The sequence below is a fragment of the Alteribacillus bidgolensis genome (assembly GCF_002886255.1).
GTDB lineage: Bacteria > Bacillota > Bacilli > Bacillales > Marinococcaceae > Alteribacillus > Alteribacillus bidgolensis.
This window is the reverse complement of sequence record NZ_KZ614149.1, coordinates 1379743-1396608: the sequence shown is the minus strand read 5'-3', so window position 1 is coordinate 1396608 and position 16866 is coordinate 1379743. Positions and strand designations below refer to the sequence as shown.

Below are 16866 nucleotides of genomic sequence, written 5' to 3'. Positions count from 1 at the left end.
GGTTGGCTTAAGTTATACAACATACAATATGAAGGGAGATATCCATGTGAACGATAACGCATCAATGCAGTCAACCTCTAATCTGGCTGTAGAGGCTAAAGGACTAGTAAAAGTTTTTGGTGAACACCGAGCAGTTGATGGGGTGGATCTATCCATTCAAAAAGGATCGGTATATGGTTTTCTTGGACCAAACGGAGCGGGGAAAACGACGACGATTCGCATGCTTTCTACTCTGCTTCCTATAGACGGAGGATCAGCGTCCATTTTCGGACACGATCTTGCTTCTGAAAAAAAAGCAGTTCGGAGCAGGATCAGCGTAACTGGTCAGAACGCATCGCTGGATGAGGATCTCACCGGGATCGAAAATCTTGTCATGATGGCACGGCTAATGGGTTACTCGCGAAAACAGGCGAAAACGCGCGCAAAAGAGTTATTGAGCTCTTTTGGTTTAGAAGAAGCTAAAAAACGGCAGCTGAAAAATTATTCAGGGGGAATGCGCCGCCGCATCGACATTGCAGCCAGTATTGTTGTCACACCGGATCTACTTTTCCTTGATGAACCAACGACGGGATTGGATCCGCGCAGCCGCAGTCAAGTATGGAACATTGTTCGTGCATTAGTGAGTGAAGGAACAACAGTCTTACTCACAACGCAGTACCTAGATGAAGCAGATCAGCTTGCGGACCGTATTGGTGTCATTCATCAAGGCAAAATCATTGCAGAAGGAACAAGCGGGGAGTTAAAAGCATCTGTCGGGTCCGGTACATTGCACGTACGCCTTATTGAATCGAAGAATCGACAGAGAGCAATAGAACTATTAGAAACAAAACTGAAGGCCCCTGTTCAGCGTACTTCTGATCCTGCTGGTTTTTCGACGCAAGTAACTGATCCAAACTTGGCTGCAGAAGCACTAGGGGAACTCGCTCATGCGAATATTTCTGTCAGTGACTTTTCATTTGGACAACCCAGTCTGGATGAAGTATTTTTAACGATAACCGGTCAGCCCGTGGAGGAGAAAACACAATGAAGAACACGAACAAAACAAATATACAAAGCGGGCCCGACAAGCAATTACGTGAGGCTATCGCATCAACAGACAGGCCTGCGAAGCCAAATCCTTTGTCCTCCTCTCTAACATTTGCTTCACGTGCGCTGCTTAGAATTAAACATGTGCCAGAACAGTTGTTTGATGTTACTGTATTTCCTATTATTTTCTTACTTATGTTCACCTATTTATTTGGCGGTGCCATTGCAGGATCGACGAGTGAATACTTACAATTTCTTCTCCCAGGGATACTCGTTATGACAGTATCTCAGATCACTATGTATACTGGTGTGGACTTGAACAATGACATTACGAAAGGAGTTTTTGATCGTTTTCGTACATTACCGATATGGCTGCCCTCAGCACTTGTTGGTGCCTTACTTGTCGACACGGTTCGCTACACCATGGCTGCAACCATTATGATCGTACTGGGCCTGATCCTTGGCTTTCAACCGGAAGGCGGCTTAGCGGGTGTTTTAGGGGCGCTGATATTATTGTTGATCTTTTCATTCAGTTTATCATGGGTCTGGACGACACTCGGGTTAATCATGCGCTCAGAAAAATCACTTATGATGGCAAGCATGATGGTGATTTTTCCGTTGACGTTTGTCAGCAACGTGTTCGTTGATCCTGAAACCTTACCTTCCTGGCTGCAGGGATTCGTAGAAATTAATCCAATCTCACTGCTCGTCACTGGGGTTAGAGGGTCTATGCACGGTGCTGTTACGTGGGAACAAGTTGGATGGATATTGCTCGCCTCCGCCATTATAACTACCATTTTTGCTCCGCTTACGATGTTCATGTATCGAAATAAAAAGTAAACAAGACCGGTAAGCCCGAACAGTTTTTTTATGTATCATCCATTTAGAAATAAGGTACTTTCATAAATGTTTTAGGAGTATGTTGCATCAATAGAAGAATGTCATAGAGAGAAAAATTATGAAATAGAAGTGTACTTATTATTCTGTATGCATCTGGACACAGTACCGTTAGGATGGCGTCATATCGCCGCTTTGTTTATAAAACGGAACAAGTGTCCAGGCATCATGTTTTACGTTCCGCCTATTTCACCAATTCATAAGCGGCAGCAACGATGTATAGGTATAATCCGGTGTGAGTTGAAGCTTTTCTACGGGCTGTCCGAAGCGGTTAATCCAAGCAGTTGTAAATCCGAAAGCTTTTGCTCCGCTGATATCCCAGCCATTGCTTGATAAAAAAGTTATTTTGTCGCGGCGGTAATTGATGTTATCTAAAATCAACTGGTAAGAGGCGGGTGATGGTTTGTATTGTTTTACGTCATCCACGCTCAAAATATGGTTGATGTATGTATCGACTCCAGCTTGTTTTAAAAGCGGTTCAAGCATATCACGAGAGCCGTTGCTAAAAACTAGCAGTAAATATTGGTGATCTTTTAACGTTTGTAAAACTTGTTTACTTTCGGGATAGAGCTCTAGAGAATTGTATGCTTCTAGGAGTTTATCTTCTTGTGAGGCCGTAAGCTCTTTATCATAACATGCTGCTGCAAATTGCAGGGCATCCCTTGTTACAGAAGAAAACGGGCGGTATTTTCCCATGGCCTGACGCAAAAATGTGTACTGAATTTGTTTTTCTCTCCACATCGCACTAATAGCGTCTCCAAAGCCGGGAAAATATTCGTCACATGTTTTTGCTATAGAAAGAACATCAAATAAGGTACCGTAAACATCAAAAGCAAATACCTTTTTTTCCGTCATATAAATACTCCTCTCATCCTCCAAATGTTATACAATTTAACCAGCTCGGGTGAAAAGGCCAATCCTTAAAATAAAGGAAAGACCTTGTTGTATACTTTTCATCATTCAATCAATCTTCTACGTTACTAATATTTTACCTCCTATTAATTGAATAGTAAGAAAAAAGTCACCCAGCCTTTATACCAAAAATAAAGCGTTGGAGGCACTTAGTTATGGCTGTTTTTCAATAAAGTTATCACACAAACTCCAAGAAGTACTTTTCCATAAAGGCAAGTAGTCATATAATGTTAGGGTGTATGATTAAAGTAGCGGGTGAGATGGGTATGAGGTCCAAAGATAATATGAAAATAATAAATCCTGCTTCAGGATCTGTAATTATGGCCCTGGGAATTTTTCTTTATGCTGCAATTGAAGCCTTTCCTTTCTTAGATCATATAATGGGAGAGACACTTACCGTAGTGCTTGCGGTGATAGCATTGCTGGTTTATAAATCTCTCACTTTTCAATTTTTTCATAAAGATTTTTTACTTCCCTTTTTAAAAAATCCAGTTAATTCTTTTGTGACGGGAACTTGGATTGCCGGGATCTCGGTTTTATGTAACGTCATCATAAAGTATTTTCCTGAATTAAGTGCAGTGGTCCAAGTCATGGGGGTAATAAACACCATACTTTGGTTTCTTTTCCTGGTCAGTTGTGTATATAACTTTAAACAATTATTTCAGCGGCCTAGAAGACACTCCATCCATGGTGTTATTTTGTTGTCAACCGTTGCAACTCAATCGCTTGTAATCGTGTGGGTAGAAGTATTTCCGTTTCTTCCGGATGTACTGGAATTAGTTGTCATGGTGCTTGGTATTTTCTTTTATATATGCGGCATGTTTATGATCGGGATTCGTTATGGAAAAGCAAAACAATGGTCTCTTACAGAGGATTGGACGAATACCAATTGTATTATTCATGGGGCCTTATCCATTACAGGCTTGGCGATCGTTTCATCTCAATGGATGTCGGCCTTATTTATAATGATTTTTTGGTTGGTTGTGTTTACGTTATTGATTATTGTTGAGATGATTGAAATAATAAGAGCCGTAAAACGAGTCCGGCAATTTGGCTGGAAAGAAGGGGTTTTCACTTACAATATTAGTCAGTGGGCAAGGAATTTTACCTTTGGAATGTTTTACGCCTTTTCATGGACAATGCATGAAAACCCTTATTATATGAATGCAATGTATGATTTTCATGAAAGTTTCTTGTCGTTTTGGGCATGGATGGTATTAGTCACTCTGGTTGTCGAGATTGGTTTATGGGTAGAATCGAAATGGCCTGTTTCTCAAGGGCAAAAGAATTCACTTCCATTTGATTAGCTTCTTACTAAAAAGGTTGTCCAGCAGAAGTTTAAATAGACTGCCTTTTTTAATCACCTTATCTTCGTTCGACCAGTACGGCATTTCAAGCATCAAATTGTGTTTATACACGTTGACAAAAATAAAAAGGAATTTCAAACCTATTGTCAAAATAAGAGACATAGATCGCAAATACGGAAGGCAGTGATGCTGTTTGATAACTTATACCGAAGTGGAAGTCAAAGAAGAGGATATTGATGAAGTAGGTCATGTCAACAATAGTGTTTTTGTAACATACTTAGAAAAAGGACGCGGCCATTGGTATAGAGAGGCTGGCCTATCTTTTGCCGATATGGCAGAACAAAACTTAGGGACAGTAGTAGTAAGGTTAGACATCTCCTTTCAGAAAGAAGCAAGACTAGGAGAACAGCTGCGAATAAAAACGAAGCCAGTAAAGATAGGAAGAAAAAGCTTCACTTTTGAACAGACCATCATGAACGAAAAAGAAGAAGGGATATTAGAGGGTACTGTTGTTAACGTAATGTTTGATAAAGAAGCAAGAAAAAGTACAGCTATTGCTAAAGAAATCATTCAATGTTTCCCGTAACCTTATTCACTTCTAGAAAACAGGCGCCATTCTTAAATAAGAAAGCGCCTGTTTTACATATGGTCCATTTTTAAATGAATTTATTTTTAAGCATATAGGATTATTTTTAAAAAAGTAGGAAGAGAAAAAGTATATGGAGGTAAGCGTTTTTTCAAGTTAAGTCCTTATTCACGCTCAGTTCGTTGAAGAATCTGAGCCCGGTTAAAATTCCGAAGAGAGGCTTCCGGTGCAACTTGGACAAAATCTTCATTCCTGTTAGATTCTGTCTTTTGTTTTCGTAATGTCTTATATCTTATATGGAATTCTTCTTCATATTCAGGGATCTCTTCAGCTGCCGATGACTGTTTCATACCGTGAAGCCAAGTTTCGAGTTTATACGTCCCTCTTTCAATAATTTCACACAAATCTTCAAGGGATTGAATTAATTCGAGTAAACAATCCAATCCGTTCCTTAAAATAATACCCTTTTTTTTCGCTTTTAGAACAGAGTGTTCCATCTTATACGACTTTTCTTGATAACTAAATTCAATAAAACAGCTGCTTCGATCCCAATTGAAATTGAAATTTTCAATTTTTAAACGCTTCATAACCCTGGTAAGTTTTCTCTCACACATTTCTTGCTCTTTATGTGGCAACCATTTAAACATACCATTCACCTTCCTTCTTTAGTGTGTATCGTTTTGTAATGACGTTACCCATATACTATTCATTTCTACAAAATAAACAAATACCCTGTTTTAATCGTTTTACATTTGTCGACGTTATTATACAAAATAAACGAGCCCTAACTATAATTTTGACGTGTTCCCTTTTAAACGAATAAAGAAATTGAATATCTGGTACTTTAGACTTTTTAAAAAAGATCGACTAATCAGATTGATTCGACTATAAATAAGTGTTAGTATGTTCATATTTGATAGAGGAACAACAGCAGGAGGGAAACAGCATGATCACTTTTTTGGGAGCAATCCTTTTACTTATAGTTGGTTATATAGTGTATGGAAAATTCGTAGAACGAGTTTTTTTGATAGATGACAAAGCATCTACTCCGGCTTATACAAAAAGAGATAATTTAGATTTCGTTCCAATGAGCTGGTGGAAAGGTAATTTGATTCAATTATTAAATATTGCTGGTTTAGGACCCATTTATGGTGCGGTTGCGGGTGCGTTATATGGACCGGTTGCCTTTATTTGGATTGTCGTTGGGTGTATTTTTGCAGGTGCGGTTCATGATTATTTTTCTGGAATGATGTCTTTGCGCCATAATGGTGCTCAATTTCCTTCTCTAGTTGGACGGTATTTGGGGAAGTATGCGAAAGCTTTTATTAATGGGGTATCATTAGTTTTAATGATTTTAGTGGCTGCTGCGTTCACTGCCGGTCCTGCCCAATTAATTTCTCAAATTACATCGCTTAGTTTTATTATGTCCTTGTCTCTTATTTTTGCTTATTTTGTGATTGCCACGATTTTGCCGGTTAATCGAATCATTGGGCGCATTTATCCTCTTTTTGGGGCTATCTTGCTGATTATGGCGGCTGCCGTAGCGATTGCACTGCTGTTTTCTGAACAGCCGATACCAAACGTAACCGTCGAAAATTTACATCCTGGCGAATTGCCAGTTTGGCCGCTTCTTATGGTTACGATCTCATGCGGTGCCATTTCAGGTTTTCATAGTACACAGAGTCCTATTATAGCTCGCACGATGAAAAAAGAATCCGATGGCCGCAAGATTTTTTATGGTGCCATGATTACAGAAGGTGTGATTGCGCTTGTCTGGGCGGCTGCTGGAATGACGTTTTTCAATGGGACAACAGGCTTACAAGGAGCTCTTGATGCAGGAGGGCCTTCTGGCGTTGTTAACGCTATTTCAACGTCGCTGCTTGGAACAATCGGCGGAATCCTCGCGATCTTGACCGTAGTTATTTTACCGATCACAACAGGGGATACGGCCCTCCGTTCCTCTAGAATGATCTTAGCGGATGTGCTTGCGAAGTTTATTAATATGGAAAGTAAAATAAAAATATTGTTCGTTAGCATTCCTGTTGCGATTCCGACCTTTTTCTTAGCAACAATTGACTACACGTTTTTATGGAGATATGTGGGATGGACAAATCAAGTTGTGGCAACGTTTATGCTGTGGACCGCAGCGATATTTTTATTAAAACATCAGAAACTACACTGGATTTGCGGGGTCCCGGCTATTTTTATGACAGGTGTCGTTTGTACTTATATCTTTTATGCACCGGAAGGGTTAAACCTGAACTATCAGTTATCGATGATCATCGGATTCTCCCTGACGTCACTGGTCATCGTTTGGTATATAGCTCAAATAATGAAATATAAGAAGAAAAAGCAAGACAGCGAAGCATCTCATGCAGCATAGACTAAGAATAAAAGCTATCCTTTAAAAAATGAAGGATAGCTTTTATTTTTATATTTTAGGAATGTTTTAACTTTGTAAAAGGATCAAAGTACAAGACAAACTACGGCTTCCGCCATAAGGACTTAGCGGGAAGCCGAATTTTTCTAATAGCTGATTTTATACTTCATGTCTTAATCGTATGGGTAAAAGAGAGTATATTTAAATACTCATAAAGCAGAAGACTGCAAGTAAAATTTATATTGAGGAAACTTTAAAACAGAGGCTTGTCCGATTATTCACATCGAATTTTATGTAGAGACTCTGGATGTGTTTTTTTACGGTATTCACACTGATAAACAGAGTTTGTGCGATATATTTATTGGAATATCCTCGCTGGACGAGCAGTAATACTTCTTCTTCTCTGGCAGTTAAAGGACTATTTGGAAGAGAGCTTCTGTTTTTATTGTAAGGCGGTTGAGTGTGATCGTACACCCTTGGTGCTAAATACCTTGAAAGTATTTCCAAACACATCATTTCATTTTCCGTTATGCTTTTTTCCTCTTTCTCTGACACAAAGTCTACTAACCCGGTTATTTTAGAGTTTCTTACAAGAAATACTCCTGTATTGTTGTAAAAACCATATTTTTTCATAAAACAATTATAATACTCGCTGTTTTCATATTCTTTTTTTGTTTGAATATCGAGAAGGCTGATAACTCGTCGTCTCGGGACAATATGTGCAAGTTTGTGGGGGGTTAATTGATCCATACTTAAATAGTTTTTTAAATAATCTTTCGTTATAGATTCATCCGTGTTCAAAGTGACAGGATCATATAAGTCATTATTTTCATCGCAAAGCCAGAAATTCATTTGGTGGAAACCAAACCAGCGTTCAAACGCTAAAAGTACTTCTTTTCGGAAATTCTTATCAGTTGATGAAAGCTCATCCATAAAAGAAACTACTTTTTTATAATTGTTTTTACTAAAAGAATGAGAAATCATAGATGTCCTCCTTGTGTTGACATTTTAATAGAACATACACGCCGGAGCTTTTACACTTTTAGAATATTTATTTAAATTATAAACATGGATGTCTAAATTATTCAAATAGTCAGTAAATATGGCCCGTTTGGGTAATATATTTTCAACTATTCTTCTTACATAATGGAAGTACATTTAGCCAAACAACATTTAAATGGATACAGGTTGTAGAACAAGGATGGAGGAGGGTTTTTCTTGGCTAATGAAAATTATGACATTCTTATTATAGGTGCTGGATTTGCGGGAGTGACTGCAGCACGGGAGTTGAGTCAAAAGGGTTATCGCGTTTTAATTTTAGAAGCGAGAGATCGTTTGGGAGGGCGGACGTGGTGTGATCAAAAGCTAGGTCGGACTCTTGAAATGGGAGGAACATGGGTGCATTGGTTCCAACCTCACGTCTGGTCTGAAATTACACGGTACGGATTAGAGGTGATCCCGTCACCAGAGCCAAAAAAAGCCTATTGGACAGCAAATGGCCAAGGGAAAGAAGGAACACCTGAACAATTATTTGATTTGTTGGATGAGGCGAATCAGGGACTGTTAGCAGATACACGCAAGTATTTTCCACTTCCATATGAGCCTTTGACTTCAAAGGAACTAAAAAACATAGATCATCTTACCGTATCGGAAAAGATAGAACAACTCGGTTTAAACAAGGAAATTAAAGATTTGATGGAAAGCCTATGGGCATTAAACTTTAACGGGCCAACCGAAAGAGCTGGAATCACACAGGCAATGCGCTGGGCAGCTTTGTCCGATAATAATTGGCAGCTAATGTTGGAAATCTGTGCGAGCTTTAAAATTGCGAAAGGAACCAAGGCATTGATTGAATCTATTTTTAGCGATGCAAAAGCAGATATCCTTTATTCTAAAGTCGTATCTCAGGTAGAAAAAACAGCGGATGGATTCACGATTAAGACAAAAGACGATAAGCAATTTAATGGAAAATCTGTCATTACTACACTTCCTATCAACGTCTTAAACAGTATTGATTTTAAGCCGTCATTGTCAGCTGTTAAATGTAAAGCGGCAAAAGAAGGACAAGCAAGTAAAGGCATAAAATTCTGGGCTAAAGTAAAAAACTTTGCCAACCCGTTTGTGGCATTTGCCCCAGTGGATTATCCGATAAATTATGCTCATCTGGAGTATGTGGAAGGCAAAGATGGAATAATTGTTGGCTTTGGTCCGGATGCTGCTAAATTGAATCCGGAAAGTATTTATGAAGTGGAACAAGCTCTTCGTCAGATGAAACCAGATTTAGAAGTAATTGAGTCTGCCGGACATGACTGGGTTGGAGATAAGTTTTCAGGTGAGACGTGGCCGATGCAGTGCAATAATCAACTGACCAATTATTTATTTGAACTGCAAAATCCAGAAGACGGATTGTTTCTTGCTGGTTCTGATTATGCAAACGGGTGGGCAGGTTTTATTGATGGAGCTATCGAAAGCGCTTTTACTGTAAGCAGGAAAACTGCTGATTATTTAAAAGAACAATCAACGAAACAAAGAACAATTCAATAAAAAAGGGAGGAACACATAAATGTTACATCTTAATAATAGTACTGTGTTTGAATTATCGAAAGAACCGGAACACTGGGAGCCGTTTATGGTAGAAGGAAATGAAATTGGCAAGGTAAGCTGGCTCAGGCAAACTCAAAATGAGAAAGGCATTCTTGCTGCAGGGCTTTGGAAGCATCATCCAGATGAACATCCAAATGGAATGCCATACAAAACAGCAGGAAACGAAACATTTTACGTCTTAAGCGGTGAAGCAGAGGTTGAGACAGTGGGAGGAAACATAATCGCTCTAAAGGAAGGTCATTCTTATTCTTTTACCAATGGATTCGCTGGAACCTGGAAAACAAAAAAATCTTTTGTTAAATTCTTTATCGTCAGCTAAAATACAAGCTTTCGGAAAAAGACATTTGTGGAGAATAATACTATCTTACCACTAAATGGCTGTGCAAATGTGAACATACATTTTAAATTCCCAATAATCTTTTCCACCTGGAGGATATGCTATGAAAATAATGGACCAAACATACGTGGCATTGCTAAATGGGAAAATAATTACTGTAGATGAAAACGACACTATTGCTGAGGCAGTATTACTAGCAGACGATCGTATAATAGCAGTAGGCACGAATAAGGAAATACGTGGTGTTCTTCCACATAATGGTACGACCATTGATCTAGGCGGAAGAGCTGTCATACCAGGAATTGTAGATAGCCATGTTCATACAGAATTAACGGTAAACAGTTTAACGAACGCAGTCAATGTCCATACACCACCTTACACAAGTGTAGAACAAATTTTGAATGTAATTAAACAACGTGTTGATCAGGCACAAAAGGGTGAATGGATCATTGCTAGAGGGTCAAATGCGCTTCCGGAAAAATTAATGGAAGGCCGTCTCCCTACAAGGCAGGAATTGGACAACGTGGCGCCAGATAACCCTGTGATTTTTAACATGGAAGTTCATGTAAATATTTTGAATACGCTAGCCATAGAAACGATGGGCTGGACACAAGAGTCCAGACTGCCAAACGGAGCAACATTAGGAAGGGACCCTCAAACAGGAGATTTAACTGGTGTATTTACAGAAGGATGGGAACAGCTTCCATTAATGCCGTGGGGATATGAAAAATTGTTAGAAGCCTTACGTGTAGGCACAGTAGAACATTTTGTATCAAACGGTGTAACTTCTATTCATGAATTACCATATTCTACAGATGGTATAAGGGCATGGCAGCAGTTAAAAAGAGAGGAAAACTTACCTCTAAGGCTTAGGCTTTATCTTCAGCACCCTAATTTAGTAAATATCGATCAATTTTTAAAAGGAGGCTTACAGGCTGGTTTTGGAGATGAATGGCTAAGCATAGGAGGCATAAAACTCTTTGTTGACGGACAAGGAATTCATGCAAACTTGCACCCTGTGTTCGATAATAAATATTCACAGGAAGAGTTAAATGAGCTCGTTTATAAAGTCCATTCATCAGGATTGCATTTATGGACACATGTAGCAACGGAGCCTGCATTTGAGATGGGTTTGAAAGCATATGAACAAGCTTTAAAAAGATTTCCCAGCCAAGATCATCGACTAAGACTAGAACATGCAGCAGAACAACTTAATCAATACTCTGACTCAGAAGAGAAAATCCGTCGAATGAAAAGTCTGGGCATTATACCTATTATGACGCCGCAATTTACTCATTGTCTCCCTGATTTCGTATCTCCGACTCTGCGTAATTATATTGACAAAGGTTTGATTCTCCCTGGAAATTCTGATTCTACAGGTTCACAACCAGAAGGATGTAGTCCTTGGCACGGGATTTGGGTGGCGGTAACACAAGAAAACTATTATCAAAAAAAGAAATATCCTAACCAAGGTATTTCACCATTAGAAGCGATTAGAATGTTCACATTATGGGGAGCGTGGGGAGGTTTTGAAGAGAAAATAAAAGGTTCCATTGAGCCAGGAAAATTAGCAGATATGGTCGTCCTTGGTGAAGACCCGTTAACCTGTGAACATGATGCCTTAAGAGAAATGCCTGTGGAACTTGTGATGATCGGCGGAGAAATCAAATCGGCAAAAACAGGCTTTTAAGGAATTGAACTTTCAGGAGGTGTCACGTTTGAGCAGAGGACTGCTGTATATTGTACTGGCTATGGCTTGTATTGGAGCAAGCATACCGCTTGGAGATTCGATGATGGAAGTTTTCCCTGTCTGGCTTTTCACTTGTATGACTATCATGATTGCAGCTATAATACTGATTCCTTTAGCTACATTGTATGAGAAAACAAAATGGACAAAACTTGGTTTTAAAAATTATTATGGGATGTTTATGCAAGCACTTTTGACTGCTACTTTATACACCGTATTTTTACTGTATGGTGTCACCCATGCAAGTGCCATCTCTGTTGGTATTATCAGCAGCATTACACCGGCAGTCATCTTAATTTTATCCTATTTCATATTGAGGGAAAAACTAAGCATGCAAAAAATATCGTCCATTATGTTAGCTGTAGCAGCCGTGTTAATAGTGAATATAGCAGGTGTACAAGTTGAGGGAACAGCGAGTCCGGTTGGAATCATTTTTATGCTCTTAGCAGTCATGTCGATATCTTTGTTTTTCATTTACGCGAAAAAGTTCTCCGTTGAACTTCCACCTTACACACTTGCTGCAGGGCTGGCTTTTTTCGGCACCCTTCAGACACTGCCGATGGCATTAGTTGAACTTAATTCATTAGATATGGCTGCTTTGAACAATGGATCGGTTTGGTTGGGAATTCTATTTTACAGCCTATTGGGGTGGGTGTTCGCCTATTCTTTAACTTTTTTGGCAATGCCTCAGATTAACGCTAGTACAGCAGGGATGGCTAATGCAGTAATGCCGGTAGTTGCAGCAGCTGTTGCCCTTGTTTTTTACGGAGCTTCCATACGATTTGTCGACATAATTGCCTTGAGTCTAGTCATTGCATCTATTTTCATCGCAGAATCACAAGAGAAGAAAAAGGGGACATCTGGTAATACCATCCCTTCATCAGCAGCAGATGAAAAATCGCTGTAAATTTGTTTTAAAAGTTATCATTTAAACCGGCTCTTAGAACATTGGTATCTTTAATTTAAGAAGTATCCGAATTCTACCTCGGATGCTTTCTTTTGTGTGTAGATTACATCATAAACGCTAAAGAATATTTCTCAAGGGTTATAACTTAAAAAAAGCGGCAGCAATGATCAAGAAAATGTAATTTGTAATGTTCAATAAAATCGATGGAGAACAAATACTCTCTCTGAACCAAAGATACATCAGAGTATAATAAATCGTTATATCTTTCTACTTGCATTCAATTTTCTATAGTAGTTGTATGAGTTCCCACGTGAGAACCGTCGTGTCGTCGTAATGGTTCTGCTCAAGAAAGTGTATTAACTTGTCTTTAAAATCTTTTGGAACAATAATTACTTCGACATCCGATTCGTTAAATCGGTAATCTCCTATATACCGCCATTCTCTTTCTCCGTAAAAGGATTCACCTCGCTCCACGCCGAAATTCGTATGTTTGATTAAATTTATCAGGCTTTTGCTTCCGTCTTCTAGTGATACGGAGTGATTTATATAAGGCATATGTTCGGGGTCTATATATAAAACCGGATTAAAGTTTCCGTGAATCGCCTTATGGTTAAAGCCGATCGCTATTTTTCCATAATACTTCATATGATAATCTAAATCTTTTAATGGGATATCACAAACGCAGCAAAATGGTGCGGTTTCTTCTGTAGAGGAAACTTTCTCCGCACTTGTTGCTTTTAACGTTTTGGATAAAAGAATTGTTTCTAATGTTTCGTACGTGTCTTTAATCGTTTTTGGCGGATAATCTTTTAATTCTTTTGGCTTTTTAATTTTTTTCCAATCCACATCACTTGGACTGCCTGTAAAATGCCAATATATGTTGGAGTAGTATCTTTGCATGATTTATCCATCCTAAAATTATTTATTTCTTTTGTTAAAGAAAATATAAGGACCTTGATGTTCAGTATTGATAATAATTCGTATTGATATTCCAGACCTGAAATTAAATGTTAATCGAGTGAACTTTAACTCGCCAATATAAGCTGCTTTTCATTTTATTTCATATCTTCAATGTCTCCCCACGTTTGTGACCAAATTTCTAATTCTTCCATAAGTGGTTTTAACGCTAATCCCTTTTCAGTCAACGAGTATTCAATCCGAATAGGTATTTCCGGATATACTTCGCGTTTTACAATTCCTTCATTTTCTAAATGGTTTAACCTATCGGATAACAGTCGTCCGCTTATTCCAATAGAGGATTGTATCGTGCAAAAACGTTGCGGACCTGTAAGCAGCTGGTATATAACTAAGCCGGTCCAGCGTTTACTTAGAATATTCATTGCTTTTTTTCAAATTTAGGGCAGAGATGTGAATTATTCATGTTTTATCACTCCTTATGAGAAGATTTTACCACGACTATTTATTATTAGTAAATTTATATATTGACGTAATTAAGTTATTAAAGTAAACTTACTTACGAAAAGTAATTAAATGATTAAGAAAAAACAAAGGAGTGGTAGAGGATGGTAAGCAAACAAGAGATAGGAGCTCTCATCTTAAGAATTGTTTTAGGTCTCATATTTTTCATTCATGGTCTGGATAAATTTCAAGGAGGAATCAGCAATACCGTTGGTTTCTTTGAAAGTATTGGTGTTCCTGGATTTTTAGCTTATATTGTTGCTGTTATTGAGCTTATTGGCGGTCTACTATTGATACTAGGTTTGGGGACGAAAATAGTATCCATTTTATTCGTCTTTATTATGATAGGTGCTATGTTTACGGTAAAATTTTCAGCAGGATTTTTGGATGGATTTGAATTTGATTTAGCACTATTAGCGATGTCTGTTTATGTTTTATTGGCAAACAGAATGGCCTTTTCACTAGAGAACATCTTTTTTCAGTCAAAACAAGGCTATCGTAAACGAGCTGAAGTATAAATCACAGTGCGTATTATTAGAATAACAGTACTAGATGAAAGTAATAATAAAAGGAATAAAGAGCTTGCTTCTAATCTAAATAATGAAATAGGAATATATTATATTTCCTTAAATGTAATATTTTTCCAATTTAATCAGGTTTGGAACTCGTATCCAGAAGCAATCCTAATGGAGGATCTGTGAGCGTGTGGTCCGAAGTTTTGCAGTATGAAAATCTCACGTGACATAAGAAATTATGCTAAAGAAAAAGCATGAATACAAGAAATGCTATAAAACAAGGTATGCAGGAAAAAGCAGAAGAATTTAAAAAGTCTGGCAGCAAGCTTTATCAATAAACTTTTATGCAGAAAAGCTAGTTGCGTATTAACAAAAAGTATACTTGGACGGTAAAACGGAGCTGGGAATACCCTTACTCTGTTTTCCTATGTAGATACCTATACAAGGTGCTGATCTAGAAAAATGATTTTTATAAGGGATATGTTAATATCTATAAAAAGGAAAAGAAATGTTTTAAAATCACAATAAAGCAGCCAGCGCTCGTCTGGCTGCATTACCTGAAGTTAAGCAATCTTTTTGTTATCTTCTTTCCTTTCTTTTCGTAATTTCCAACCCAATGCGAATAGTACTGCGAGAATAGCTAGCACAATAATCGTAAAGAAAACATTTGATGGTATTAATGCTATTAAACTTCCAAATACGAGACCAACAACGCCAAAGTCAGCATCTCCAAATGTTGTGCTTTGGAAGCCCAACGTGCCAAGAACGGGCAACAGTAAAGCGGGCAGGAAGCTGATCATCACACCGTTTGCGATGGAGCCAATGATAGCTCCTCTGCGGCCGCCGGTCGCATTTCCGAATACACCGGCAGCAGCACCGGTAAAGAAGTGAGGAACTAGACCAGGTATGATAACGGCTAAACCGAATAACGGAAGCAAAAGCATGCTTACTAGGCCTGCAATAAAACTGAATATAAAACCGATAATGACAGCGTTATTGGCAAAAGGGAAGACGGCTGGACAGTCCAAGGCTGGTTTTGCATTCGGAACAATTTTGTCAGCAATCCCTTTAAAAGCCGGTACAATTTCACCAAGCAGCATACGGACCCCGGTCAAAATCACGTAGACGCCAGCGGCAAACGTAAGCCCTTGCATAAATGAGAAAATAAGAAAATTTTGGCCTTCGCTCAGTTCAGCTTCGATAAAAGTTGGTCCAACAAATAAGCCAAGGGCAATAAAAAGAACTACCATTGTCAGTGAGACAGCCACCGTTGTGTCACGAAGAAATCCGAGCGATTTTGGTACTTTAATTTCTTCTGTCGATTTGGATTTATTGCCAACACGTTTTCCGATAAAGCCAGCAGCAAAGTAGCCAATGGAACCAAAATGTCCAACAGCAATGTCATCAGATTGTGTGACCTCTTTTGTGTATGGCTGTAATAGAGCCGGAGAGAGAACCATCAAAGAACCAAGTATAATAGCACCAAGGGCGATCATCGGTATACCGGACATCCCGCCAGTCGTCAAAATAACTGAGATTAAGCAAGCCATAAACATCACATGATGCCCGGTAAGGAATATATATTTAAATGGTGTAAGGCGAGCTAGAATAATATTTGTAATCATCCCAAATAACATGATCATTGCTGTTTCAGTGCCAAACGTATCTTGAGCAACAGCAACAATAGCTTCATTGTTTGGTATGACCCCACTGACGTTAAAAGCGTGGGTGAACATACTGCTAAATTGATCTAGTGAGCCAATAATGACGGTAGCACCTGCGCCCAAAATCACAAATCCGAGCACGGTTTTAAGTGTACCGGATATAACGTCAGCGATCGCTTTTCGTTGGGCTAAAAGGCCAATTAGCGCAAATAACCCTACTAAAATTTCCGGTGTCCCTAAAAGGTCATTCATAATAAGGTCGACCATTCATGTGTCCCCCTTTGCCTTTATTTAAAATTGTTTTCTAATGCTTGGCGAAGTTCATCTTTATCTAATAGATTGTTTAAAAGAGCAATATTACGACTGCCATCATCGATATTACCGAGAATCTCCGCCGATCCAATGTAAAGGTCTGCATGTTCTGTTTTAGCCGTAGTTAAATCGGTGTGCGAAACCTCTGCCTCCACATTCATATCTTTTAAAATGTTTTTTACATTCATCTCTACGATCATCGAGCTTCCCAAGCCATTTCCACATACAACTAATATCTTTTTCATCAAACATT

General features: G+C 38.6%; 16 protein-coding genes and 1 pseudogene. 10 read left to right on the top strand and 7 right to left on the bottom strand.

The window, feature by feature from the left end:
• The first annotated feature begins 64 nt into the window (after positions 1-64).
• A complete protein-coding gene (locus tag CEF16_RS07080; protein WP_091583163.1) occupies positions 65-1027 on the top strand; it encodes an ATP-binding cassette domain-containing protein in 963 nt (320 codons plus the stop codon).
• Entirely contained in the window at positions 1024-1866 is an 843-nt protein-coding gene (locus CEF16_RS07075) for an ABC transporter permease (protein ID WP_091582331.1), read from the top strand. The genes CEF16_RS07080 and CEF16_RS07075 overlap by 4 nt, the downstream gene beginning before the upstream one ends.
• Before the next feature lie 246 nt (positions 1867-2112).
• Here CEF16_RS07075 and CEF16_RS07070 read toward each other — a convergent pair whose 3' ends face one another.
• On the bottom strand, positions 2113-2778 hold the full coding sequence (locus tag CEF16_RS07070) for a haloacid dehalogenase type II (protein WP_091582334.1): 666 nt from the start codon (positions 2776-2778) through the stop codon (positions 2113-2115).
• Between the two features lie 323 nt (positions 2779-3101).
• On the opposite strand from CEF16_RS07070, the gene CEF16_RS07065 reads away from it, so the two are divergent.
• Together CEF16_RS07065 and CEF16_RS07060 are read left to right on the top strand one after the other, a co-directional pair.
• A complete protein-coding gene (locus CEF16_RS07065) occupies positions 3102-4142 on the top strand; it encodes a TDT family transporter (RefSeq protein ID WP_139185908.1) in 1041 nt (346 codons plus the stop codon).
• Positions 4143-4335: 193 nt separating this feature from the next.
• Positions 4336-4728, top strand: a complete 393-nt coding sequence (locus tag CEF16_RS07060; protein WP_091582342.1) for an acyl-CoA thioesterase — start codon at positions 4336-4338, stop codon at positions 4726-4728.
• A 164-nt stretch (positions 4729-4892) separates the two neighbouring features.
• Here CEF16_RS07060 and CEF16_RS07055 read toward each other — a convergent pair whose 3' ends face one another.
• Entirely contained in the window at positions 4893-5375 is a 483-nt protein-coding gene (locus tag CEF16_RS07055) for a hypothetical protein (protein ID WP_091582345.1), read from the bottom strand.
• 299 nt (positions 5376-5674) lie between these two features.
• Here CEF16_RS07055 and CEF16_RS07050 point away from each other — a divergent pair, with 299 nt between their 5' ends.
• Positions 5675-7111, top strand: a complete 1437-nt coding sequence (locus tag CEF16_RS07050) for a carbon starvation CstA family protein (RefSeq protein ID WP_091582348.1) — start codon at positions 5675-5677, stop codon at positions 7109-7111.
• A gap of 234 nt (positions 7112-7345) precedes the next feature.
• Here the strand turns inward: CEF16_RS07050 and CEF16_RS07045 are convergent, their stop codons facing one another.
• Positions 7346-8092, bottom strand: coding sequence for a response regulator transcription factor (locus CEF16_RS07045; protein ID WP_091582351.1), 747 nt, complete (start codon positions 8090-8092; stop codon positions 7346-7348).
• Between the two features lie 234 nt (positions 8093-8326).
• Between CEF16_RS07045 and CEF16_RS07040 the strand changes: the two genes are divergently transcribed.
• The 4 genes from CEF16_RS07040 (at position 8327) to CEF16_RS07025 (ending at position 12703) form a co-directional block, all read left to right on the top strand.
• Complete coding sequence (locus CEF16_RS07040; RefSeq protein ID WP_091582353.1) at positions 8327-9652, top strand: flavin monoamine oxidase family protein; 1326 nt, start codon at positions 8327-8329, stop codon at positions 9650-9652.
• 19 nt (positions 9653-9671) lie between these two features.
• Positions 9672-10031, top strand: a complete 360-nt coding sequence (locus CEF16_RS07035; RefSeq protein ID WP_091582357.1) for a cupin domain-containing protein — start codon at positions 9672-9674, stop codon at positions 10029-10031.
• Between the two features lie 121 nt (positions 10032-10152).
• Positions 10153-11739: an amidohydrolase gene (locus CEF16_RS07030; RefSeq protein ID WP_091582359.1), complete on the top strand. Its 1587-nt coding sequence runs from the start codon at positions 10153-10155 to the stop codon at positions 11737-11739.
• A gap of 28 nt (positions 11740-11767) precedes the next feature.
• Positions 11768-12703: a DMT family transporter gene (locus tag CEF16_RS07025; RefSeq protein ID WP_091582361.1), complete on the top strand. Its 936-nt coding sequence runs from the start codon at positions 11768-11770 to the stop codon at positions 12701-12703.
• A 285-nt stretch (positions 12704-12988) separates the two neighbouring features.
• Here CEF16_RS07025 and CEF16_RS07020 read toward each other — a convergent pair whose 3' ends face one another.
• Positions 12989-13603, bottom strand: coding sequence for an abortive infection system antitoxin AbiGi family protein (locus tag CEF16_RS07020; RefSeq protein WP_091582364.1), 615 nt, complete (start codon positions 13601-13603; stop codon positions 12989-12991).
• A 155-nt stretch (positions 13604-13758) separates the two neighbouring features.
• A pseudogene (locus CEF16_RS07015) lies at positions 13759-14084 on the bottom strand (winged helix-turn-helix transcriptional regulator).
• A 142-nt stretch (positions 14085-14226) separates the two neighbouring features.
• Between CEF16_RS07015 and CEF16_RS07010 the strand changes: the two are divergent.
• Positions 14227-14640 (top strand): DoxX family protein, encoded by a 414-nt coding sequence (locus CEF16_RS07010; protein WP_091582367.1) that lies wholly within the window; start codon positions 14227-14229, stop codon positions 14638-14640.
• Positions 14641-15200: 560 nt separating this feature from the next.
• On the opposite strand, the gene CEF16_RS07005 is transcribed toward CEF16_RS07010, so the two are convergent.
• Both CEF16_RS07005 and CEF16_RS07000 read right to left on the bottom strand, forming a co-directional pair.
• Positions 15201-16568 (bottom strand): PTS ascorbate transporter subunit IIC, encoded by a 1368-nt coding sequence (locus CEF16_RS07005; protein ID WP_091582369.1) that lies wholly within the window; start codon positions 16566-16568, stop codon positions 15201-15203.
• Positions 16569-16588: 20 nt separating this feature from the next.
• Positions 16589-16858: a PTS sugar transporter subunit IIB gene (locus CEF16_RS07000; protein WP_091582372.1), complete on the bottom strand. Its 270-nt coding sequence runs from the start codon at positions 16856-16858 to the stop codon at positions 16589-16591.
• Positions 16859-16866 lie beyond the last annotated feature (8 nt).